Annotated in this window: 18 protein-coding genes; 13 read left to right on the top strand and 5 right to left on the bottom strand. The window is 35.8% G+C overall.

The window, feature by feature from the left end; all coding sequences use genetic code 11:
- Positions 1–128 precede the first annotated feature (128 nt).
- From EIP89_RS02090 to EIP89_RS02140, 13 genes are all read left to right on the top strand, one after another.
- Positions 129–1,601, top strand: a complete 1,473-nt coding sequence (locus EIP89_RS02090) for a hypothetical protein (RefSeq protein ID WP_124397010.1) — start codon at positions 129–131, stop codon at positions 1,599–1,601.
- A 624-nt stretch (positions 1,602–2,225) separates the two neighbouring features.
- The gene (locus EIP89_RS11620; protein WP_051889463.1) at positions 2,226–2,477 is read left to right on the top strand and encodes a GIY-YIG nuclease family protein; all 252 of its coding nucleotides are present in this window, start codon (positions 2,226–2,228) and stop codon (positions 2,475–2,477) included.
- A 235-nt stretch (positions 2,478–2,712) separates the two neighbouring features.
- Complete coding sequence (locus EIP89_RS02100) at positions 2,713–3,348, top strand: hypothetical protein (protein ID WP_218019310.1); 636 nt, start codon at positions 2,713–2,715, stop codon at positions 3,346–3,348.
- A 371-nt stretch (positions 3,349–3,719) separates the two neighbouring features.
- Positions 3,720–3,965, top strand: a complete 246-nt coding sequence (locus EIP89_RS11625; RefSeq protein ID WP_245966077.1) for a GIY-YIG nuclease family protein — start codon at positions 3,720–3,722, stop codon at positions 3,963–3,965.
- Between the two features lie 167 nt (positions 3,966–4,132).
- Positions 4,133–4,651, top strand: a complete 519-nt coding sequence (locus EIP89_RS11630) for a DUF4357 domain-containing protein (protein ID WP_245966078.1) — start codon at positions 4,133–4,135, stop codon at positions 4,649–4,651.
- A gap of 512 nt (positions 4,652–5,163) precedes the next feature.
- A complete protein-coding gene (locus EIP89_RS02110) occupies positions 5,164–8,073 on the top strand; it encodes a restriction endonuclease (RefSeq protein WP_124397011.1) in 2,910 nt (969 codons plus the stop codon).
- A gap of 3 nt (positions 8,074–8,076) precedes the next feature.
- Complete coding sequence (locus tag EIP89_RS02115) at positions 8,077–10,011, top strand: site-specific DNA-methyltransferase (protein WP_124397012.1); 1,935 nt, start codon at positions 8,077–8,079, stop codon at positions 10,009–10,011.
- A 298-nt stretch (positions 10,012–10,309) separates the two neighbouring features.
- A complete protein-coding gene (locus tag EIP89_RS02120; protein ID WP_124397013.1) occupies positions 10,310–11,107 on the top strand; it encodes a hypothetical protein in 798 nt (265 codons plus the stop codon).
- Positions 11,108–11,661: 554 nt separating this feature from the next.
- Positions 11,662–13,365, top strand: coding sequence for a DUF262 domain-containing protein (locus tag EIP89_RS02125; RefSeq protein WP_124397014.1), 1,704 nt, complete (start codon positions 11,662–11,664; stop codon positions 13,363–13,365).
- Position 13,366: 1 nt separating this feature from the next.
- Positions 13,367–13,534, top strand: coding sequence for a hypothetical protein (locus EIP89_RS11445; RefSeq protein ID WP_160160494.1), 168 nt, complete (start codon positions 13,367–13,369; stop codon positions 13,532–13,534).
- A 191-nt stretch (positions 13,535–13,725) separates the two neighbouring features.
- Entirely contained in the window at positions 13,726–14,196 is a 471-nt protein-coding gene (locus EIP89_RS02135) for an N-acetyltransferase (protein WP_124397016.1), read from the top strand.
- Positions 14,197–15,240: 1,044 nt separating this feature from the next.
- Entirely contained in the window at positions 15,241–15,372 is a 132-nt protein-coding gene (locus EIP89_RS11670) for a hypothetical protein (protein WP_262607383.1), read from the top strand.
- A gap of 15 nt (positions 15,373–15,387) precedes the next feature.
- On the top strand, positions 15,388–15,699 hold the full coding sequence (locus tag EIP89_RS02140; RefSeq protein ID WP_124397017.1) for an FkbM family methyltransferase: 312 nt from the start codon (positions 15,388–15,390) through the stop codon (positions 15,697–15,699).
- Positions 15,700–16,201: 502 nt separating this feature from the next.
- On the opposite strand, the gene EIP89_RS02145 is transcribed toward EIP89_RS02140, so the two are convergent.
- The 5 genes from EIP89_RS02145 to EIP89_RS02165 all read right to left on the bottom strand — a co-directional run bounded on the left by EIP89_RS02145 (position 16,202) and on the right by EIP89_RS02165 (position 23,028).
- Positions 16,202–16,714, bottom strand: a complete 513-nt coding sequence (locus tag EIP89_RS02145) for an SRPBCC family protein (protein WP_245966079.1) — start codon at positions 16,712–16,714, stop codon at positions 16,202–16,204.
- Positions 16,715–16,774: 60 nt separating this feature from the next.
- Positions 16,775–17,344 carry a Crp/Fnr family transcriptional regulator gene (locus EIP89_RS02150; protein WP_371851055.1) on the bottom strand — a complete coding sequence of 190 codons (570 nt, stop codon included), beginning with the start codon at positions 17,342–17,344 and terminating at the stop codon, positions 16,775–16,777.
- 994 nt (positions 17,345–18,338) lie between these two features.
- Positions 18,339–18,800, bottom strand: a complete 462-nt coding sequence (locus EIP89_RS02155; protein ID WP_174706041.1) for a DNA-binding protein — start codon at positions 18,798–18,800, stop codon at positions 18,339–18,341.
- On the bottom strand, positions 18,797–22,207 hold the full coding sequence (locus EIP89_RS02160) for an Eco57I restriction-modification methylase domain-containing protein (protein WP_124397019.1): 3,411 nt from the start codon (positions 22,205–22,207) through the stop codon (positions 18,797–18,799). Before EIP89_RS02160 ends, EIP89_RS02155 begins: the two co-directional genes overlap by 4 nt.
- Positions 22,204–23,028, bottom strand: coding sequence for a KilA-N domain-containing protein (locus EIP89_RS02165; RefSeq protein ID WP_124397020.1), 825 nt, complete (start codon positions 23,026–23,028; stop codon positions 22,204–22,206). Before EIP89_RS02165 ends, EIP89_RS02160 begins: the two co-directional genes overlap by 4 nt.
- Between the last annotated feature and the right edge of the window lie 2 nt (positions 23,029–23,030).

The following is a 23,030-nucleotide window of genomic DNA, read 5'->3' on the forward strand; positions in this document are numbered from 1 at the left end:
TTGTTTTGTTTAAAATTACGTGTATGATTATCCAATATTTTTCAACTTTCTTTGAAAGTAAATATCTTTTTTACGTTACTTTACTGATAAATGTACTTCTCCTTTTTTCTACAAAGTTTTATCCATCAATGGATGGTCCTGCTCACCTTTATAATGCCAATATTCTTTTACACTTACTAAGAGGTAATGATTTTTTAAGTGAGTTTTATTCCATAAATAACTTACCCATACCAAATTGGATAAGTCACATTATTCTGTTAATCTTTCAAAGTTTTCTACCTTCCTGGATGGCAGAGAAGATTCTTTTAATTATTTACGTATCTGGTATGGCTTTATCATTCAGATATTTGATAAAAGTGCTAAATCCAAAAAATATTTCTTTAAGCATTCTAATCTTTCCGTTTATCTACTCATTCTTATTTCATCTTGGTTTTTACAATTTTAGTCTTTCGTTTATATTATTTTTTTCAACCCTGGGATATTGGATTCATAGTTTTAACTCAAAAAATAAATATAAATATTTCATTCTCTTCTTACTGATTACAATGACCTATTTTTCCAATCTTTTAATATTTGGATTTTTGGGGTTAACCATGGGACTATATGTTCTGTATTTTTCTGTAAAAAAATATTTGGACGACCATGATATGCTCAACGCATTGCGGTTTTGCAGCAGGAATTTATTAATATTGTTACTTATTTCACTGCCTGGATTAATATTCTTTTTAATATTTTATGTAAACGTACAGTTTTATCCTTCAGAGGAGGCATATTCTGTAAAAGAATTGATTAAATGGATAAATGATGCAAGACCATTCATAGTATTTGATTATGCCGACGAAGAAATTATAACGGAACAATTTCTTCACGTTTTATTGCTGCTTTTAGGCACCAGTTTTCTGCTAAACAATGAGGAAAAATCGAATTACAACAACATTGAAAAAGCTAATGTAATAGCAATACCTTTATTACTCTCTATCTTCCTCTATTTCGTTACTCCAAATGGTTCAAGTGCCGGGATGATGTCTGACAGATATTGTCTGATTTTATATATGCTGGGACTTGTTTGGGTAGTTTCCAGGTCAGTTGCTACAAAGTTTAATGGCATACTCATTTTTAGCATCCTAATTTTACATTTTGGTCTACTTTTTAAACATTTAAATGACACAATTAAAAAGCTTGATGCAAATGCAATTGCCATAAACATGGCTGATGAATACATTTCCGAAAATAGCATTGTGTTGCCGGTTAATCTTTCTGATCATTGGTTGGAAACTCATTTTTCTAACTATTTAGGAGTTGACAAGCCGATGGTAATCTTGGAAAATTACGAAGCAAGTGTGAACTGGTTTCCAATCAAATGGAATTCCGAAAAAATTCCGAATATTCTCCTGAAGGACAAAAATTCAATTTCTGAGATACAGTGGATAAACAACATAAATTCCACATCAACCAAACAAATAGATTACGTCTTATTGTATGGAAACCTGAATAAAATAAATGATCCGAAATGGAGTGATTTAAAAGAACAATTATCAGCGGGCTTTAAAGTAAAGTACATTTCCGAAAATCATTATGTGGCACTTTACGAGAAAATATAATATTATCTTCATTTTGCTTTTCATCTTTGCACCTTGTAATTTTCCACACACTTCAACACTAAAAAAACATAAAGCCGCCGGAAAATGGACTTTATTTCCACTCTATCGACACAGTATAAACTGCTAATATGATTGGAGAATAAACCCCATTTGCTAATATGCTGTCATAGGTCTTTAACGGATTTGTGATGTATATTTAAATGTACCAGCTTGCATCAAAAACAGTTGAAAAAGAAGGACAAGCAACGGTTGTATTCGTTACAATTAAACCCAGAGAAGATTTGTGGTTACTTTTTCACCTGGGACTAGTAAAAAAAACTTATACTCAATGGGGTAGGTTACGATTATCAAGACCTGCATGAATATCAAAAGTACGTTGTGCGATTAATCATAAAATATAAAAATAAAGCACAGACCATGATTCGTAATGCGGAATCTGTAATTGACGAATGTTACGTTTATCAAATTTTACCCGACACTTTTGACAACGACGTTTTTCAAGGTTATGATAAAATACATATCTCATGAGACCAGATAATACAAGTTATATAGAAACACAACTGGAAAACTGCATTATAAAATCAAAAAGGCGTTTACCTGATTACCGACAAGTCAAATGGCAAAATGTATGTTGGCCCGGCTTATGGAGAAAATAGGATTTTAGGACGTTGGAGAGCATATATTGCAACCGGACACGGTGGAAACGTTGGACTTACAAAACTATCCTTTGACCATATAAAACAATATTTCAAATACTCAATCCTCGACATTTACAAACCAACAACCGATGACCAAATCATAATTGACAGAGAAAATGGGTGGAAAGAAATATTGCAAGCAGACAAATTGGATACAATGAAAGCTAACGGGCGATAAAGGACCACTCGCTGTAATTAGGCTTCTGCGTCCGTAAAATACAGAGCAAAATTTTTATTATCTTGCATCTACAAGCTTTCATTTTCTTGATTATTTATAATTCAGTTTTAAATTAGCACACAGATATAAAAATCTAATTTTAAAAGCATATCCATTATAAAATTGATATAAACAAAATAGTTTTGCGCATAAAAACTAAGTACAGAGTACTAGAAAAAGACAAATAACAAAATAAATGGGAAAGACATTAAGAAGAATTAGAACTCATAGAAAAGCAAAGCAGACAATTAATAGTCTCTATGACAATGATTCCTATTGTTTAATAATTCACTTTTCCTGTGAAAATTTCTATAATACTAAAGATGTTAAGACACCAAGAGTAACTTCAATAGCAGTCAGATATTTAAATTCTGCACAGACAAAATCATTTTCAATCCATAAAGTAGCGGAACTTAATCAAATTCCAATTCACGAAATCAATCAAAACTATGACCAACTGGAAAAAGAAATGCTTAACGAATTTTACGAGTTTGTAGAAGAACATAAACATTATAAATGGATACATTGGAATATGAGAAACATCAACTATGGATTTGAAGCATTGGAACAAAGAGCAAAAATTTTTGGAGTAAAAACATTTGATATTAAAGTCGAGAACAAATTTGACCTAGCAAGATTACTTATTGACAAATATGGAGAGAATTATTCATCACACCCAAGACTTAATTCAATAATGCAAATGAACAAAATCAGTCCCAAACATTGGCTAAATGGTGACGAAGAAGCTACTGCTTTCGAAAATATGGAATATGTTAAATTGCATCAATCGACATTAGCGAAAGTTGATGTACTTGAGAACATCTTAAATTAACGGCAGAAGAAAGTTTAAAAACGAAGTCTAAGTTAAAGGACATATATGGCATTAGTCCACAAGGACTTTTCGAACTTGCTAAAGACAATTGGCTCTACAGCATAATTTTAATAATATTATCAGCTCTACTAGGTGCATTTTTTGGAAAACTAATATGACGACAACTTAAAACATATTAAGAAAAGAATTGCAATCCACCTACAGCCATTTGCTAAATGTAAAGTTACAGTTCTTTGGTAGATGGGTTTTTAATATAATATATTTGTTCAAGGTTAATCCAAATAATCGGTAGTATTTTAAAGCTCTCCCTACGCCAACCCGCAAATCGTTAGCTGAAAGTATAAACAACAAGACCAGACAAAATAAAAAGAATGACAACATTTGGAAAAAGCATTAGAATTTACCTTAAAGACGGGACTGTAACCGGGATTAAGTTTGGAGAAGTAGTAAATCAAACTATCCAATCTATTTCTTGCCCTAGACTTCGTATCTCAGAACTTAATGAATATAATGAAGCTAAAAGACCAGGAGTATATTTCCTATTCGGACAAGACGAAGATACGGGCGACCCAAAGCTTATATTGGAGAGGCAGAAAATGTTTATGACAGACTTCTAAATCACGTAGCAAACAAAGAGTTTTGGAATGAAGTAATTCTATTCGTCAGCAAGGACGAAAATCTGACTAAATCACATGTTAAATATTTAGAAAGCCGGCTAATTCAAATAGCCTTTTCGACAAGAAGATATAAAATTGACAACAACAATCAATCACAACTTTCTTCTTTGCCTCCTGCTGACCGAGACGCAATGGAAGAATTTTTAATCTACATCAAGTTACTAATTGGTGTTTTAGGACATAAGCTTTTAGAAGATGTCACTACTTCAAGTAAAAAAAATGACGAACACAATACATTTACTGCAACAACCCAAGACAATCAAGTTGTTTCAATGACACGTAATTTAGAACTATTCCTATCTGTTTCAGGACTTAAAGCATCGGCTTTGCAGACTGACGAAGGTATTGTGGTTTTAGAAGGCTCAGAAGCAGCAAAAGACATTAAACCAAGTTTGCATAGAGGTTACAGAGAACTTAGAGAGAAATTAATAAAAAATGAAACTCTTGTTTTGGAAGGTAACAAATATGTATTTAAGAAAAATACACTTTTTGACACAGCAACACCTGCTGCAGCAGTAATCGTAGGTTATAGTATTACCGGACCACAGACTTGGAAAAACAAAGATGAAAAATCATTAAAAGACATTGAACAAGAACTACTAAAAAAACAGAACAGCAGCCACTAACCTCCGTTTTACCCCACCCGGCGGGTGACGTGGTTAATTGAACATTCTGCCTCGCATCAACTTTTGTGGTGTATTGACAGTTTTGTGCTTCGAAATCCCCCACTGCGGCAAGCGGCAAACCGTTAGCTGCAAGCGTATTACGACACGACACAACAGAAAATGACCGTTAAACAGACAAGAAAAAAGTAAACCATTTTGACAGTTGACAGACAACATAAAGACCATACTTCAACAGGACATTTGAGCCGACACTCAAGCCGACCCGATGTTTTTTATTTTTTTCCCACCGCACATTTTTTAAAACCATTTTTGAAAGACAGCCACCGCACAGCAAGCACATTTGCATTTTTGTCAATGCACAAGCCGACCCAAAAAATGCAAAAGAGCTTGCTCTTGCCTACGCACCCAAGCCCACCCACCACTCTGACACAATACGAATGGATTTCAAGAGAAAAACGGGCAGACAACGGTATTAAATTTTAACTTTGACAATTGGATAATTGAAGTAATAAATGACGACAAAAACAGAAACAAAACAGTTTCAATACGAAATACAAAGCTATCAAGAGGACTGTGTTACAAACATTATCAGTCTTTTTGAAAGCCTTCGCCAAAAAGCGAATTTTGGTGAGGTGCTGACAGCACACCATAAAAAGAACAAATACAATTTTCCTGTTCAAGATACCAAGAACATTGACATAATGATGGAAACAGGAACAGGGAAAACTTTTACATATATTAAAACTATCTTTGAACTTTGTAAACACTTTGGCTATAAGAAATTTATCATACTTGTTCCGTCTGTTGCCATCCGTGAGGGGGTTAAAACAAATTTAGACGATACCAAAGAATATTTTAAGAGTTTATATGCCAATGAAAAAGAAAAAGAAATCGAAGTTTTTGTTTACGAAGGAGGAAACATTTCAGCCGTAAGACAATTTATTGGCACTTCTCACTTATCGGTTTTGGTAATGACACCAAGCTCATTTAGCCACAAAGACAATATTCTAAATCGACCGTTAGAACGAGAAATGAACCATCCCGAATTATTTGTAAATAATCAGGAACCGCCAAAATCATATTTGGAATGCTTAAAACGCTTAAATCCAATCGTAATAATGGACGAACCTCATCGTTTTGATGGTGATGCCTTTAAAAAATACTTTGAAGGGTTTGATAATTATTACTTGCGTTTTGGTGCTACTTTCCCGAAAAAGAAAGATAGTTTGCCTTTGTCAAATGTAGCGTATGTGTTAGACAGCATTTCTTCGTTCCGACAAAGTTTAGTTAAGAAAATTGTGGTTTATACCCAAGACATAGTTGAGAATACAGACACACTCATTGGCATTGAAAACAAAAAAGCAATTGTAAGCACTTTAACCAACGGAATTATTACTAGAAGAGAATTAGGCATAGGTGCAGTTTTCAACGGAAAAAGCATTAAAAAAATAAACAAGGACAACATTGTTTTATCGGACGATACGATTGAAAAGGTTGATTACTCTTTGTCGGACGAATCGTTGCGGGCAATGATTAAGGAAACCATCAAAATTCATTTTGAAAAAGAAAAGACATTATTTGAACAAGGCATAAAAGCATTGACCTTATTTTTTATGGGTAATGATATAAGTCTTTACAGAGGCGACAATCCTAAAATCAAGAACTTTTTTGAAGAAGAATACATAAAACAACGCCTTGAAATTTTAAGCAAACTTGACCAAACAAGTGAATATTATAAATACTTGCAAAACGATTTTGATAGCGAAAATAATTTACAGGTTCATAAAGGATATTTTTCTGGCGATAAAGGAAACACAGACGAAAAAGTAAAAGCAGGAGTTGATGAAATTCTGAAAGACAAAAAGAAGTTGCTTTCGTTTGAAAGTCCTACTCGTTTCATTTTCTCCATTTGGGCCTTACAAGAGGGTTGGGACAACCCGAATGTATTTACCATCTGTAAACTTTCCAATCAGGGAAGCGAAATATCAAAATTGCAACAAATTGGTAGAGGTTTACGCATTTGCGTAAATCAAAATTTACAACGTCAAACACTCAAAAACCTGAATGACGAACAGGAAGCATTTTGGAAAATCAATAACCTTGATGTGGTTGTATCAAACAAAGAACACGGTTTTGTTGAGGCTATTCAAAATGAAATTTTAAGTAATTCATTCCTCATTTCTGAAACATTTACCGAACAAGAACTCATTAAGATACTTAAAGAAAAATCGGGCTTTGATGATGATACAATTGTTACATTGGTTGATGATGTATTGATAGACAAGAAAATGATTGTTCGTAAGGCAATTGTTGACGGACAGAAAATTTACGAAAAATCACCTGATTTTTCAAAAATTCTTAAAGAGCAGAATTTACCCGAAGAACAAGTAAAAGCAATTGAAAGCTTATTTGCAACCGATACAAGCACTTACGTTCAGAAAGCGGAGAAGAAAAAAGAGAAAAAGAAAGTTTTCATAAAGCCAACGCATTTGCAAGAGTTCCAAAACCTTTGGAACGCTATCAATAAAAATGCTTTTTATGTGTTGGAAAATTTGACCGAAGAACAAGAAGAACAATTGATACAAAACATTAAAACTCAAATAGAAGACCTCAACATTGATGAAATTTTGTTACAAACCATTCGTGCGGAACTAAATGTAAACAAAATTGGCCAACATGGAGCAATTACAGAAAAACTAACCGACACAGTTTCCTACAAAAGCAAAGTTGATTATTTGGAGTTGGTTCGCACTTTGTCCAACAACACCAAAACGCCAATTTCTTTTGTGGTAAAGATTTTCAATGCCTTGAGCAATGATTTCAAGACCAAAATGCTCTGCAACAATCCTGAACAGGCACAAAGGGAAATTACCCAAATAATCAACAATAACTTAATTGCTATGCTCAAAGCAAATATTAAGTATGACGGTATTAACGGGACAGGTTTGCCAAATGTCTTCAAAACAGAAAAAGGCAAAACCTATTTAGATACAGGAAGCGTAGGCAAATTTCAAAAAGACATTGCAGGCGATTTCAGTTTGAAAACCAAATGGGTATTTGAAGAAGTAATTGAATACGACAGCGATTTTGAATTGGAAATTGTGGAGCAAGACCCTGATATTGAAAGTATTGAAATTTTCGGTAAATTGCCTCGCCTGAAAATCAAAACACCATTGGGAGATTACAACCCCGATTTTTGCTATTGCTTAAAAAGCACCAAAGGCAACAAAATATACCTTGTAGTAGAAGCCAAAGGATATAAATCGTCAACAGAAATTCCCGAAGATGAAAAAGGAAAAATTGACTTTGCCAAAAAGTATTTTGAGGCATTAAACGAACACTACAAAGGCCAAAAGATTAAAATTTCATTTAAAGAACGTATCAATAAAACACAATTAGCAGCATTGATAAAAGGAGATTAAATTATGACAAGTAAAGAAGATTTTATACAAGCAGGTTTTACAGTAGTTGGTTCAGAAACCAACGAAAACAAACTTTTAAAGTTTTTGAAAGAAAACTACCCAAGTGTAATAAAGGGTAATGAAATTAACCTACAAGAACTCAAAGCCATAGCGGGTTTACCTATTGACACAAAGGTAAACGGTTACGGATTAAACTTTGTGGGCAGAAACTTTGCCCGAGCTAAATATGTCCAAAAGACAGATAAAGAACTACGCCTTAATACTGCAATGAGTAAAAACATTGACACAACCCAAAACTTAGTATTAAAAGGCGATAACCTGGATTGTCTTAAAATACTTAAAAGTCATTACAGTGGTAAAATAAAGTGTATTTACATAGACCCACCTTACAATACCGATAGCGATGAATTTGTTTACCCCGATAAGTTTGACAAGGAAGAATTAGAAGTGTTGGGCTTGGCAAATTTAAGTGAAGATGATATTGCACGTATGGAATTTAGCTTCAAGACTAAAAAGAGCCATAACGGTTGGTTGGCTTTTATGTATCCTCGCCTTTTATTGGCAAGAGATTTATTGAGTAAAGATGGGGTAATTTTTATAAGTATTGACGACAACGAACAAGCCAACTTGAAACTACTTTGTGATGATGTTTTTGGAGAGGAGAATTTTTGCGGGCAAATAGTTTGGCGAACGGCAACGGACAATAATCCAACTCAAATTGCAACGGAACACGAATATGTTATAGTGTATGCAAAATCAAAAGATGTTCAAGATAGTTGGGAAGCAAAATCCGAAAAAGGGCAATTGATTCAGAATAAATACGAAGAATTAAAATTACAGTATGGGGATAATATTGATGTAATTCAAACCGAGCTTAGAAAATGGATAAGAAAACAAACCAACGGCGACAACTTGTCGGGAGTTGCTCATTATTCCTATGTAGATGAAAAAGGAGTTTATTATCCGGGCAATTCGGCAAACACAAAGCCCGGTGGTTACGATTATGATATTATTCACCCGATAACAAAAAAAGTTTGTGCCAAGCCCGAGTTTGGTTATAGATGGAAATATGAAACATTTAAAACGGCAGCAGATAACGGAGATGTTTTGTGGGGAGAAACTGAGAAAACGATTCCTAAAATTAAAAAACGTCTTGACACGACAGTAGAAAAATTGAAAAGTTATTATTACGAAGATAATAGAGGAACTTCGGCAGAGTTGAAGGCTCTATTTAATGGCAATATGGTATTCAAAAACCCTAAATCCACTAAATTTTTAATACATATTTTGAAATTTGTAACAAATTCGGATTCCACTATCCTCGACTTCTTTGCAGGTTCAGGCACAACAGGACACGCAGTAATGCAACTCAACGCAGAAGATGGTGGCAACCGTAAATTCATTTTATGCCAAATAGACGAACCAATCAAAGAAGATAAACCTGCCTATAAATTTTGCATAGAAAACAATTTGCCTCCTGTAATATCAAGCATAACTATTGAACGTCTAAAACGTGCAGGGGAAAAAATCAAAAAAGAAATAGAAGACCAAAACAGCAAAACAGGTTTGTTTGAAGAAGACAAAAAGCAAGTTCCTGATATTGGCTTTAAAGTGTTCGATACTGTAGAAGCCCCAAAACTGAAAGTTGATGACAACGGGCAAATACAATTCCCTGAACTGAATAACGACGCTTTAAGTCGCATTTACAATATGATTTTTACTGTTGGTTTAGACGAACCGACACAAGTTCCTGAAGAAGTGGTAGAAGACTGCATTTACAAAATCGGCAACCATTATTACATCACTAACAGTGAGAAAGTAGGCAAAGAACAATTTGCCGAATGTATCAAAAACGGAAAAGTATTTATTGACGGTTGGACAGCGAGCTTGAATGGGACATTACAGAACTATAAAGAAGATGTGAAGATTGTGTTTTAAGCCAACGCATTTTGCAAGCACATTTGCAAACCGCTCAAGCCAACACACAAGCCTAGTTTTGCAAAAGAGCTTTCAAAGCCAACGCAGACAAAAATGGTTTTAAAAAATTTTCCGACCCTTCAAAAAAAATAAAAAACGCCACGCACAACCCGACAGACAAAAGACAGGAAACCGAACAACGACAATGGTTTACAGGCACGGTGGACAAGAACGCCAGCAGCTAACAGCGGCTTGGCGTAATGGCGGGTGCAGTGCTTCGTAAGACAGTTTTGTGGTAGGTTAAAGTGCAGTTCTTCGATTGAACTTTTGTGCTAAAAATCCGCCACTACGCCAAGCCGCAAACCGTTATGCGGCATTTATCATGAAGCTTGGACTAACAATAATATTTCTAGGACTGGTTACTGGACTAAATGCTCAGTCATTGACAGACATTGAGAAGAGATTAAGATTTCTGGAAAAAAGTGCTCCGCTAACTTATGACACGACAGGCTTTTCAACACTCCCTAAAGTTAAGTATTTGTGTGACGAACACTTTGATGCTTACGAATTCCCCGAGAACAAAAAGACTGAAGACTACTATCATGTAGTTGATTTGAATAATGACGGACTTAAGGACCTAATTTATTCTGGACCGTGCCTACCTTATGACCAGACTGGTATATTTTTGAATGACGGAAAGTCTTTGAAACTAATCCATGGTTATCCAGGAGAAGTTGTTTCACTGGAGAAGTCGATTGACAAAACTACAATCAATATTCTCAAAAAATCCTGTTGCTGTGACTACTACTCAGACTATATCCAAGTGACAATTTGGAATGACTCACGTGTTGACAAACATCAGATTACATTTTTCGGCAATCCAGAAATTAAAATTGATAAAGTAACAGAGTTAAAAACGAAAGGAGTACTGAGAACCTCACCAGAAGTAAATGATATAAAGAAAAAAGACGACTGCTCTGACCAAATAATGGAAGGAAACCACTTGACAAGAATTGACAAAATAACAACAGTAGTTCAGTTGAGTCAATCGGGACAATGGAAATTGGTTTTATATTCAGTGGACAAAGAGAATTCTTACATAGGTTGGATCAAATAAACGCCCCACAACACCAGGTTTATGCCAGCTGCGGGTGACAGGTTGAAATGTAATTTGGTTTTACTAACTTCGTTTTCAACACATAGGACAAACCCGGCTTTGAAAACCGCAGCCGTCATAAACCCAAACCGTTACCTGCTATGTTAGAAAGACGACCATACAAGACAACGACACGTTTTGACGGACTGACAATCTACCTTAGCGGACAAACGGGGATGCCGAAAACCGACCAGAGTAGGCACAACAAAAAACAATTTTTAATATGGCATTAAGCTGGTATCAATGCAAAAATTGCGGGACTTCTATCAAGAAGGATTCCAGTCCAAGCACCTCTGGTTGCTCGGCAAAAGCTTTTCACTCTTGGACAAAGTTGGGTGAAGTTGGCGACACTAATTACAGTTGTAAAAAGTGTGGCACAACAATTCAGACCAAATCTTCTCCAAGCACATCAGGCTGTCCAGATTCGGCATTTCACTCTTGGACAAAGCTCTAAACGATTTAATCGGTGGTGGCTTCGCCACCACCGATTTTTTTAACAACACGAATAATTTAAAATGGAAGCATCAACAACAATAAAACAAATGTTAGCAGGGAACAGAATTTTTGTTCCTACTTATCAAAGAGCATATTCTTGGGACACAGAATTTGAAAAAAGCAAAACGCCAAAACAGGTAAATGTTTTTTTATCGGACTTGGAGGACTACAACAAGAGTTCAACAAAATCATTTTACTACTTCGGACACTTTCTTTTTGAAGAGAAGCTCGACAAAAAATTTGGCGTAATTGACGGACAGCAAAGACTTACAACAATTGTAATTTTTCTTTCTGCTCTATTCAAACGACTAAGTTCAATTAGAAAACTCACAGAAACCGAACAAGAAATTTTTGAAGATATTATCAAACGAAATTCAACTTATCGTTTTGAAACAGTTGATTATGACAAACAACTTTTCAAAGATTATGTAATTGACCAAACCAAAAAAGACAAGAACGGACTTGAAACTGCATCAGCAAAAAGAATTGTAAACGCTTTTGACTTTTTCACTTCGCAATTAGAAAACAAGGACGAACCTTATTTACTTAAAATGTTGAACACAGTGCAAAACGCAACTTGCACAACACATCCGGTAAAAGACGAATCGGAAGCAATTCAGATGTTTATTTTCCAAAACAACAGAGGTAAAAAACCTTCAAACTTGGAAATAATCAAAGCTCAATTTATGTTCAACGTTCATCTTTACGGTGGCGAAGAAAAAGAATCACTAATTGAAGAAATCAAAAATCGCTTTGAAAAAATCTACAAATCAATTTCATCAATAGAATACAACATCAATGAAGATGATGTTTTGGTTTACACTTTAAGAGTTCATTTCAATTCACTTTGGGAAACAAACGCAATTGAAAAAATCAATAAACTACTTTCAGACGGAAATCCAATTCCGTTTATAAAATCATTCACTCACTCATTAGCAATCAGTTTTGAGCATCTAACAACATTCTTCGGTAAAGACGAAAGAGAACAATTAGAAGTTCATTCACTAATTACGCTTGGAGGAATTGGAATCGCAATTCCTTTTGTAATCAAAGCTTACAAATTCGGTTTGCCGATAAATACGATAAATCAACTTTGCAGTAAACTCGAATCAATCGTTTTACGACATCGTTTAATAGGAACAAGAGCCGACATTACTTCAAGAGTAAATGAGGTTTTCCAAAATTTCACGGAAGAGAAGCCAGACATTAAACCAATCACTGACAAAATAGACTGGATGAAAAAAGCAGGTGGCGACTCTTGGTGGTGGGCATATTGGAATGACACAGAATTTGAACGTTCAATTCAAGCAGCAATTCCTCACTCGACAGCTAAATATCTTCTTTGGAAATACGAAAACTACCTAGAAGGACAAGGTAAAAGCGGTTATTCACCGACACGTTTTGACAAAATTATTAGCCCTGAATTGGAACACATTGCACCGCAAACACCAACGGACGGAAAACCCGTTGCAGCAGGTTATTGTGAGTATGACGAGGAATTTAAACAACAATACATTGACTGTTTAGGCAACTATCTATTACTTTCAAAATCTCATAACTGTTCCGTAGGCAACAATCCATTTGCGGACAAGAGAGCAACATATAATCACTTGGCTCAACAGCGTGAAATTCAAGAAATGACAAAGGATAACTTGACTTGGACAAAACAAGAAATCCAATTCCGAAAGGAGAAAATCATCAAATTTTTAAAGGAGAACATATAAAATGGAAAAAGACCAAATTATTGAACAACTAAAAATCATTCGTGACAAAAAAGAAAAAGCAATTACAGCTCAGAGTTACGAAATGGCATCTCAACTACGTGACAGGGAGAAAGACTTGTTAAAACAATTAGAAGAAATCGAACAGAATGACAATAAACACAGCAGGTAACAGCCGTTTGCCGCAATGGGGGCTGACGTGGTTAAATCAAGTGCAGTGCTTCTATCAACATTTGTGCTTGGTTGACAGTGAAGTGCTCCGAAATCCCCCACTGCGGCAAGCGGCAAAACGTTGTGTGCAATGTTTTCGGAAAACGCCTAAATTTTGACACTCCTAAAAATTTAATTTTCTTTGCAAGAAAAATGAATGTAAACATCATTACATACAATATTGAACATAAAAACTACATTGTAGAAATTTTTAAATCTAACTGTCCTAAATATTTTGACATAAATGATTTGGACGACTTGCTCGATTTTTTGGACAAATACGCTGACGAAAATTTTAAAGTTTTAATTATTGACAACGAAATTATTGGTTGCGGAGGACATTATGTAAACGAAAATGAGAAAATATTTGGAATAGCTTGGGTAATGTTTAAGAGGAATTCATTAGGATTGAGGAAGTTTTTAACCGTTTCCAATATCTTCTTTGAGCATCTAATGGAAAATATAAGAAATGAAAATAAGCCTTTTGACATTTTAATTAACACAACTCAACTACTTGAAAAAACGTTTAATAATTTTGGATTTTACACGGAGAAAATTATAAAAAATGGATTTGGAGATAATTTAGACCATTACGTAATGCGAAAAAAAATAGTTGAAAATTAACACTGCACATAACACGGGTAACTGTTGCACAACCTCTATTTAAATGCTATTTCTCAGCTTTTGAGTTTAATTTCAACAGCATTAGGCCTGTTTTAAACTACCCTTTATTTTACAACCGATTTTCTCATTTTAATTTTTGACTGGCCTATGTCAGCTCTAATGTGGTTTATAACCTTCTATTAAAAAATTTTTCCTTGCTTGCCATTCTATCTGGGGTTTCAACATGGATTGCGCTTTGCTTTGAGCTTTTCTTTTGATGAAGTTTATATATTTCTTCAGGTTATAACTCAACGCACTGAATAATACATGCTTGTTCGCTCCACTCATCCCTCGGGTGTTCACTCTCCGAAGATTCATATAGTTCAGCAGCAGCGTGCCCAATACCGGCTCTACCGTTTTGCTTCTGATTTTACACATTGCATTCTTTGCCATAATACTTCGCTATAGTCTTACACAAAAAGTGTAGTTCAACTGCTTAAGACAACTTGCGATAAAATTTACCTTCAGGTACCATAAGGTCAATATGCAGCTTAAACATTATGAGATATAATTTTTTTCTGCTCTTCAAATTTCGATTTTTACCAATTATTTTTCAATAAATTTTCCTTCTTCTAGCTTGTATTTAACTAATTTAGGTCGTCAGAATCACAGGGACAGCCGTTTTCCGCAATGGGGACTGATGTGGTTAAATCAAAAGTAATACTACTATCAACATTTGTGCTTTGTTGACAGTTTAGTGCTCCAGACCGAAACCTCTTAGTAGGTACAAAAATCGCACGAACGCGATGGCGGAAAACGTCAATTGTACTAAAAAAATAAATACGATGTTTTTAATCAACAATTTTAAAATTTATCTACAATCATCCATTTAATTCTGATAACAAATTTGGCGGAATAATGAGATTCCTGAAATGGCAAATTAATTGTCGTTAAAATCCTTATCCGATTGTATATTCTTTTACTGAAAATTCAAAATTTATAATGTGGAGGGGTTTGGCTGGTGCCACAGGAAATCTCTACTGTGGTTAGGTTGAAAACGATGAAATGGCATTTCTTCTGCACTTTTTACGACCAGAAGATTTTATTGTTGATGTAGGAGCAAATGTGGGTGTCTTCACTATTTTGGCTTTTGCAGAAGTTAAAGCAACCACAATAGCAATCGTGCCTGTTCCTTAGACTTTTAAACACTTGATGGATAATGTTTTGATCAACAAAATACAGGACAAAGTAAAAGCATTGAATATTGGCCTAAGTAGCAGTAAAGGATTGTTAAAATTTACACAGGAGTTAGATGCCGTGGATCATTTAGTAACCGAAAATGAAACAAATACCATCGATGTTGAAATTAACTCACTAGATTCAATTTTGATAACCGAGCAATTTCCTGTTCTGATAAAAATTGATGTCGAAGGATTTGAAACAGAAGTTTTAAATGGTGCCACAATAACTTTAGCTGACAAAACATTAAAGGTAACAATAATAGAACTAAAGGGTTCTGGTTAAAGGTATGGTTATAACGAAAATCAAATTCACCATTAATTAATTGAATACGGATTTAAACCTTACAGCTACGATCCTAAACTAAGACAAATAATTAAATTAGATACCTTTGGAACTAATAACACAATCTATTTAAGTGATACAGAATTTGTTAACAACAACATTAAAACTTCAAGACGGAAAAAAATCGGCAACACTCAATAAGTGGTGTAAAACATTTTTCTGGCATCTAAGTGTCAGATAACCAAAGAGATAAAGCTGATTATATCTGTTGCAGATTTTCCGAACATCCTAAAAGTTTACAAGTAGCCAAAGTGCGGTTTTTTGTTTCTAACGTTGCGATTGTAGGCGTAAAAGCGGAGTTTTTATGAAGGGTCTTACTTGTAGATCGGTCTAATCCCGCTAATGAACATTTTGCTATTAGTACTCATCAGCGTATAGGAAGTACTTGACACTAAAACTTTGTGTAATAATCGCTTTTAAACTCCTTGTTCTATCTGTTGCGTTATTTTTCACATTCCTTCTTTAATAATTCAAGCCATGTGTGCATACCTTTTTCCAGGTTCTTATTGAAGGACTTTTTAAAGAGTTTTGCCAGGAAACCGTCCATACTTTCATCCACCGTAACCATAGTTTGTCCGTTAATTTCCGTTAATGTCCAGTTGTGAATCGCAAACATACCCGTTGCTTTTCCTGTCCAGCCAAACCTTTTAAAAGGCTCAACCGTGTGAAGCGTAGAGTGAATTTTTACTCCCCCGGTTTTCCAATCAAAAGTTGTTTCCGGCAGTAACTCACCATTCAGTTTCGGATTATGAATCTCGGTTTGCCAGGTATTCCAATTGTCAATATCTGTTAAGATTTTCCAAACCCGTTCGCTACTTGCGTTAATAGTGATGCTTTTGCTGCATTTTACGGGTGCCTTGTTGTTGATGCTTTTCATTTTGCCGTTATTTTGTGCAAATAAGCCTGCAGAAATGATCAGGCTATTTACAGTTAGTAAAATGGATTTTAAGTACATGATCGTTTGTTTTAACGATGCAAAGGACACCATAAAATCAGGAACTACACTTGATAAAAATCAAGAAGTTTTGCCTAAGGTTTTTTTTCTGATTCGGCTCAATGTTTCAGGTGTCATACCAAGCATTGAGGCCAGGTATTGCAACGGCACTTGATTGAACAGTTCTTTATTAAAAGTAAAAAGTTGGTTATAGCGCTCTTCCGCTGTAAGTGCAATATGTTGTATAATCCTGTCTTCTAAAACGGTGAAGCATTTTGCGATGAAAAGTTTTTCTAACTCGGTCCATTTGGGTACGATTTGTCCTATTTGTTCATAGTCTTTTTTATGAATTACGTACAGTTCGCAATCTGTGAGGGCCTGAATGTTCCAACGAGCTGTTTGCAGAAATAGAAAACTGGCCAAATCCACCATGAAATACCCCCTGGTTGAAATCCATTTCGTTACTTCTTTGCCATCTATGTAAACAAACTCCCTAACCATACCTTGCTCAACAAATCCGAGTTTATCGGAATAGGTTCCGGCTTTCAGAAAAAAGTCTCCTTTTTTCAGGGTTAATGGTTTGAAATATGAACGGATCTTTATTAGATCGTCCTCATTTACGGAAAAGAAATTTTGTATTTGTTTTTCCAATTCAGTCATACTTTTTGGTAGTTTTTCAGTGATCGAAACATTTTATTTCGTGTATACAATTACACCAATGCTGCTGTTGAAACCTTACAAGATTACCGAAGCCCGATTTTCAACATTCTCAGGGAGTTTGATGCTGGCAAAAATATCCAGGGTATTGCCCGCGATCGCTGGATTTCGAAAGCTGCCATTTACAACAGGAAGGCAGCACCGCAGCTGAATAGAAGCATAAACTTTCAATTTTGCTCGTTACCCGTCATTACGCCAAACCGCTGTGCTTGTTGCACAACATTAACTGTTTCAAACATACAGAAAACTTTGAAGTGGAAAAAATTTTGTTTTTTATGGTTATAAAAAATTGAATATTAATATATTAAGCTGTTTGATTGCTGCGATTTGCGTACTTTTATGGTATGCAAGGAAGAAAAAATTTCACTCAAAAAATGTTTTACCAGGTTAGTCTGGATGAGAACTGGTGAAATAATGCTACGCCCTCAAAAAACTGATGAAATGGAGTCGAAAAAGGGTGAAAATTGCCATAAAAGCCCTATCCAAAGACCCACCATTAAGCCCAAAACTACAAAACGTGGAAATTAATCTTTTTCAATGGGTGACAAAAGCCGTTAAAGCGTTCTCTTTCAGAACAATCATTTTTACAAGATAAATGTAAACTACACCTCAAAAGACCTAAAAATCAGTCATTTTTTAATGAAGTTTGAAGTGATTTGAAAGAATTAGGTAGTTGTGCAACGGTTACGCCTGTTGGGTGCTGGTGTTCTGTCTGCTCGTCTTTGAAAACCATTGTCAGTATTGAGTTTTCGTATTATTGTCTGTCGGGTTGTGCGTTGCGTTTTTTATTTATTTTGAAGGGTCAGGAAATTTTTTAAAAACAATTTTTCTCTGCCTTGGCTTTGCAAACTCCCTGCCTGCCGGCAGGCAGGTTTGACAAAGCTTTGCCTTGTGGGGCGCTGGCAATGTGCTTACAAAATGCGTTGGGTCATACGATTTTAATTAGTGGTTTCTCAGTTCCTTTCAGTAGTTCTTCCAACTGTCCGCCAGGGCTTGCGTAACCAATGGTGATTTGGTCTGCAAGGTTGGTCATTAGTTGGTTGCGTAGCTGTGCGTTTTGGCTGCTTACCCGTTTTACCGATTTATCAAAGGGTGTGATGATGAGCAATCTGCCTTGTTCCAATGGTTTTACAAATTCAGGTTCTACTTTTTCTTTTAGCCCTCTTGCCAATGCCAATATGATGGGCTGTTTGCCTTTGAGCAGATAATGCAACACATCTTTTTCTATTTGGCTGTGAAAACCACTGATAACACAATTTCCTTTTTCTCTTTGCTCTATGGCCCAATCATAGCATTTCAATACCACCGATGCAGGCACTTGGCGGCTGCATAAAAAAGCTGTTTTCGGTAGCTTTAAAAGGTCGGTATTGCCAAGGTTTTCTATAATCATTCTTCGTCTACTTCTTTGCCCATTCTGAATTTCAAATCATAGTTAAGAATGAACTCTAATTCTTTTTCATTTAAGCCATAATACTCTGCTAAAGCAATATCAATTTCATCAATAATCCCTTTTGACTTTTGAGGAAAAAACTGTTGAAATTCAACATCACCAGTTTGGTATCTTGCTTGTTGCATTATAGAATTTTTGTCTAAATCCTTCATAAGTTTATTACAAACAGATAAAAGCTTCTTTTTTATTTTCTCGGAAAGCTTATCAATATCAACAGGAAATTCTTTTAAATCACTTGGATTGTTAGTTCGAGCATCAGAATGCATAACATAATACCAATAATAAATTGAACTATTTAAAATGGCGACAGTGATTTGTAGCGTTGTGTTATCATTGAAGTATAGATAACTTTCTCTTGAAGACACACCAGGCTTACTATTGAGTATAAATTTCGGTTGAAAGTCAGTAATTATTTTCCAGTATCTACCACCACTATTGCGATAGTATAAATAATGATTAGTTTTGTTTCTTGATGTAAAAAAACCAATGTTCTTTTTTATTGCTCGTAGTTTTTTAATAATTGAAAGTTCTTCAGTTGAGCTAATCTTTGGAACAATTCCTTTTATTATGGTTGATTTTGCTTCTGTGTAAGAAATGTTTTCAAATAAAAACTCACGGAATGTGGAGTTCCATTTGTAGTAGTAGGTAGTATATATTTTTTTGATGTTTGTTTTGACTTGTTTTCTAAACAATGAAATTACTAAGTTCCGCTCTGCTCCTTCAAAAAGTTTGCTTGGTCTTTCAGCATAATAGCTTAAAAATATTTCCGAACAATTTTCAAATTCAAATTCTTGAAATGAAGCCATCCTGTCCGTGCAATACGCACTCAAAGGAATGATCATCCCATTATAAGAACCATCTTTTTGAATTTTTATTGAACGTTCAATTACAAAAGAGTATAAATTACCTGAAGATAAACATTCATAATCTTTGAGAATGTAGTTTTTTTTCGCAGTTGAATACTCGACATAAGGCGGATTTCCAATGATTACATCAAAACCACCCTTCGACTGGCTCAGGGCATCGCCATTTCCCTGAACTATCTCATAAAACTCCGCAAACCAGTGAAAAGGTTGGTGGGTTTGCAGCCAGTGTGTGTATTTTTCTTTGTTTGTAATGTCAATGCCATAGTGTGCTTTAGCCAAAAGCTGGTCGAGTTCGACAGTGAGTTGTTTCAGCCGGATGTGGAGTTCGTCTTTGGCTTGCTTAAAATCGCTGTGGTTGTCGCCTGTGGTGAGTTGTATTTCTTTAAAGCGTTTGAAGGTACGGGCAACGATGTCGCACTTTTCTTTGATTTTTTCAGTGTCATTATCAAAATCCAGCTTTCCTGCAAAAGCATTTTGTAGTTCTGCTTCTGTGGCAAAGCCAACCAACGTATTTCCTGCACGGATGTTAAAATCGATATCAGGCAATGGTTCTAAACCTAAATTGGGTTTGCGGTAATCGGCTTCTACGGTGGCTACCAGTTTCAGGAACAAACGCAGTTTGGCAATCTCCACGGCTTCTTTCATAATGTCCACACCATACAAATTCTGCAGGATAATGCTTTTGTAAATGAAGTATTGCAGGTTGGGATGTTCGGGACTTTTTACCTGTGCCAGCGTTTCTTCAAAAAACTTGTATTTGCCTTTGGGCGCTTCGGCAACAAAGTTTTCCATGCGTTGCAAACAAGCCTCATAAAGCGGTTCTAAAATGTTCATGGCCGCAAACAAAAATGCACCGGAGCCGCAGGTGGGATCAAGGATGGTAACGCTGTTGAGCGCTTTGTAGAAGTGTTTGAGCAGTTCGGGGTCGTTGGTGTTTTCTACCACATCTTGTGCAAACTGGCGAATGTTCAGGTTGTAGGTAATAAAGTCGTTGATTTGGGTTATTTCGCCTGCCTCGATTTTTTTGCGAAGTTCCCAATAGCGTTTTCTGCGTTCTATGAGTTCGCGATAAATTTCTGTGGGCAGGGCTATATTTGTAGGGGCAGGCTTATTCCACTCTTTACGCAGTTCCCACAGGTGCGGGCCTTCGCCTGAAACGGGTTTGTCTTTCAGGTCGGGGCGAAAGCCGGCTCGAATTTCTTCGGGCAAATCGTTCCATAGTGGATGATGCGGGTCGTCAATGCTTACGGAAGTTCCAAAATCGAGGTTTTCTATGTCAGTGCCTTTTTTCACTGCATCGTAGATGTAGCAGCCGCCACTTTGCTTTACCATTTGCCATATTTCACCTTCAGGATTAAACGCCTTAGGGTAATGCCGTTGGGTTTCGTCAAACAACCAGGGGATGATGCAATTTTTGCTGATGTAGTCGGTAATGTCTTCTTTGGTATAGTAGGCACCCATTTGGGCGCGGTCGTTGATGTATTTCTCAAAAATATAGCCGATTACATCGGGGTTGATGTCTCTTCCGCTGGCGGTGTGGCGGGTATCTAAATGCCATTCGTATTGATCGAAAAAATCAAACAGGCGTTCAAAGGCTTGGTCGTCAATGTCAATGTTTGTATTGTTTTTTTCAATTTCGTGTTCGTCAAACAAACCACCATTCAGGTAAGGGATTTTGCCTAATTCAATTTTGGTAGCCGGGCTATGGTTGGGTTCGTTCAATCCTTTATGGAACAGCACCAACAGGAAATCGCGATAAAAAGAGTAGAATTTTATTTTTTCTTTCTTTGATTTACACTCGTTGAGTTTATCTCGCAGGTAGTTTTTGTTGTTGTCTAAGAATCCTTTTTTTTGAATGAAGTAGCAAAACATTAGGCGGTTCAGCATCAAGGAGGCATACCATTCCTGCTCTGTTCTGTCGGTAATGCCTTGAATGAAGGAGAGAAATGCTCCGTGTTCTTTTTTGAATTTTTCGTAGAACTGCTTGGTAACTTTCTCGTTGTTTTGTTGGAAATTTTCTGCTATGCGTCTTGTAACATCTACAATCGTGATATGTTCTTCTTCATCCAGTTCAAAGACAATGCCTGATGCCCGTTGATAAAGCAATTCAGGGTCCTGATTGATGTGCCAGCGGGTTTCGGATAATTTGGTAGGCTTGCCCGATTGCCTGACCACCAGTTGCCATATCTGTTCGGTTTTTGGGGCGTCAATAAATATAATTAAGTGCTCCTGAAACAGCTTGGTTACTTTGGTTTCAATTTTTTTTCGGGTGTTGTAATCGGGAATTAAGCCCCTGGCATTCGGATGGCACACTAAAATTTTGAAACCGCTTTTTTCGGCAACAGCCTGTAATGTGTAAGTTTCGTTATCAACTATAATGGGTTGGGTTGTTTTATCGTTGTTCCAGCCCATTTCGTTAAACAGTTCCCGGAATTTGAACTGCTTGATGTAGTTTGAAAAGTCTTTTTTATCTAAGCTCATTTCAGTTTTTTAATTTGTTGGTTAGCGACCAAAGATTTCATTTGTGTAATGGCAATTTGATTGAGTTGTTTTAAGCGTTCAGATTGTGATAAGCCCTGATTGATTAACACCGCATTGATGCTTTCAAGATTAGAAAGTACCACCAATTGTTCAATGGTGGCATAATCTCTCACATTACCTTCCTTTTCGGGATTAGCATCCCGCCATTGCTTTGCCGTAAAGCCAAACAATGCCATATTGAGCAAGTCAGCTTCATTGGCATATACCAAGCTTATTTGTGCTTTGCTCAATTCTTTGGGTATCAGATTTTCTTTGATGGCATCGGTGTGAATATGATAATTGACCTTAGCCAATGTTCTCTGGAGGTTCCATTCGAGTTTTAATCGGTCATTTTCATCGGCTTTCAGGCGTTGAAACTCTTTGATAACATAGAGCTTGAATTCAATGGAAATCCAGGAAGCAAACTCAAAAGCAATGTCTTTGTGAGCAAAAGTTCCGCCATACCTTCCTGATTTTGAAATGATGCCAATGGCATTGGTGGCTTCAATCCATTTTTTAGGAGTCATAACAAAACTGTTCAATCCGGCTTGTTTTCTAAACCCCTCGAATTCGAGGGGTTTAAAATTTGGGTTGTAGATGCTTTCCCAAAAGCCCAATAATTCAATGGTATTACGATTACGCATCCAGTTTTGGATGATGGTATCTGTATGTTCCGAATCTTTATGACGGGCTATGTCAGTTAGAGAAATATAATCTTCCGCTTCATTTCTGAGAACGGTAATTTCTGTGCCTTTAATATCTATCTTTTGATTCTTTGCCATAA

This window comes from Thermaurantimonas aggregans (genome assembly GCF_003851885.1).
GTDB classification, from domain to species: Bacteria; Bacteroidota; Bacteroidia; order Flavobacteriales; family Schleiferiaceae; genus Thermaurantimonas; species Thermaurantimonas aggregans.

Coding starts and splice junctions, on each gene's coding strand:
- EIP89_RS02090 (WP_124397010.1), top strand. CDS start 129: ATGGATGGTCCTGCTCACCTTTATAATGCCAATATTCTTTTACACTTA.
- EIP89_RS11620 (WP_051889463.1), top strand. CDS start 2,226: ATGTATGTTGGCCCGGCTTATGGAGAAAATAGGATTTTAGGACGTTGG.
- EIP89_RS02100 (WP_218019310.1), top strand. CDS start 2,713: ATGGGAAAGACATTAAGAAGAATTAGAACTCATAGAAAAGCAAAGCAG.
- EIP89_RS11625 (WP_245966077.1), top strand. CDS start 3,720: ATGACAACATTTGGAAAAAGCATTAGAATTTACCTTAAAGACGGGACT.
- EIP89_RS02110 (WP_124397011.1), top strand. CDS start 5,164: ATGACGACAAAAACAGAAACAAAACAGTTTCAATACGAAATACAAAGC.
- EIP89_RS02115 (WP_124397012.1), top strand. CDS start 8,077: ATGACAAGTAAAGAAGATTTTATACAAGCAGGTTTTACAGTAGTTGGT.
- EIP89_RS02125 (WP_124397014.1), top strand. CDS start 11,662: ATGGAAGCATCAACAACAATAAAACAAATGTTAGCAGGGAACAGAATT.
- EIP89_RS11445 (WP_160160494.1), top strand. CDS start 13,367: ATGGAAAAAGACCAAATTATTGAACAACTAAAAATCATTCGTGACAAA.
- EIP89_RS02135 (WP_124397016.1), top strand. CDS start 13,726: ATGAATGTAAACATCATTACATACAATATTGAACATAAAAACTACATT.
- EIP89_RS11670 (WP_262607383.1), top strand. CDS start 15,241: ATGGCATTTCTTCTGCACTTTTTACGACCAGAAGATTTTATTGTTGAT.
- EIP89_RS02140 (WP_124397017.1), top strand. CDS start 15,388: ATGGATAATGTTTTGATCAACAAAATACAGGACAAAGTAAAAGCATTG.
- EIP89_RS02145 (WP_245966079.1), bottom strand. CDS start 16,714: ATGTACTTAAAATCCATTTTACTAACTGTAAATAGCCTGATCATTTCT.
- EIP89_RS02155 (WP_174706041.1), bottom strand. CDS start 18,800: ATGATTATAGAAAACCTTGGCAATACCGACCTTTTAAAGCTACCGAAA.
- EIP89_RS02160 (WP_124397019.1), bottom strand. CDS start 22,207: ATGAGCTTAGATAAAAAAGACTTTTCAAACTACATCAAGCAGTTCAAA.
- EIP89_RS02165 (WP_124397020.1), bottom strand. CDS start 23,028: ATGGCAAAGAATCAAAAGATAGATATTAAAGGCACAGAAATTACCGTT.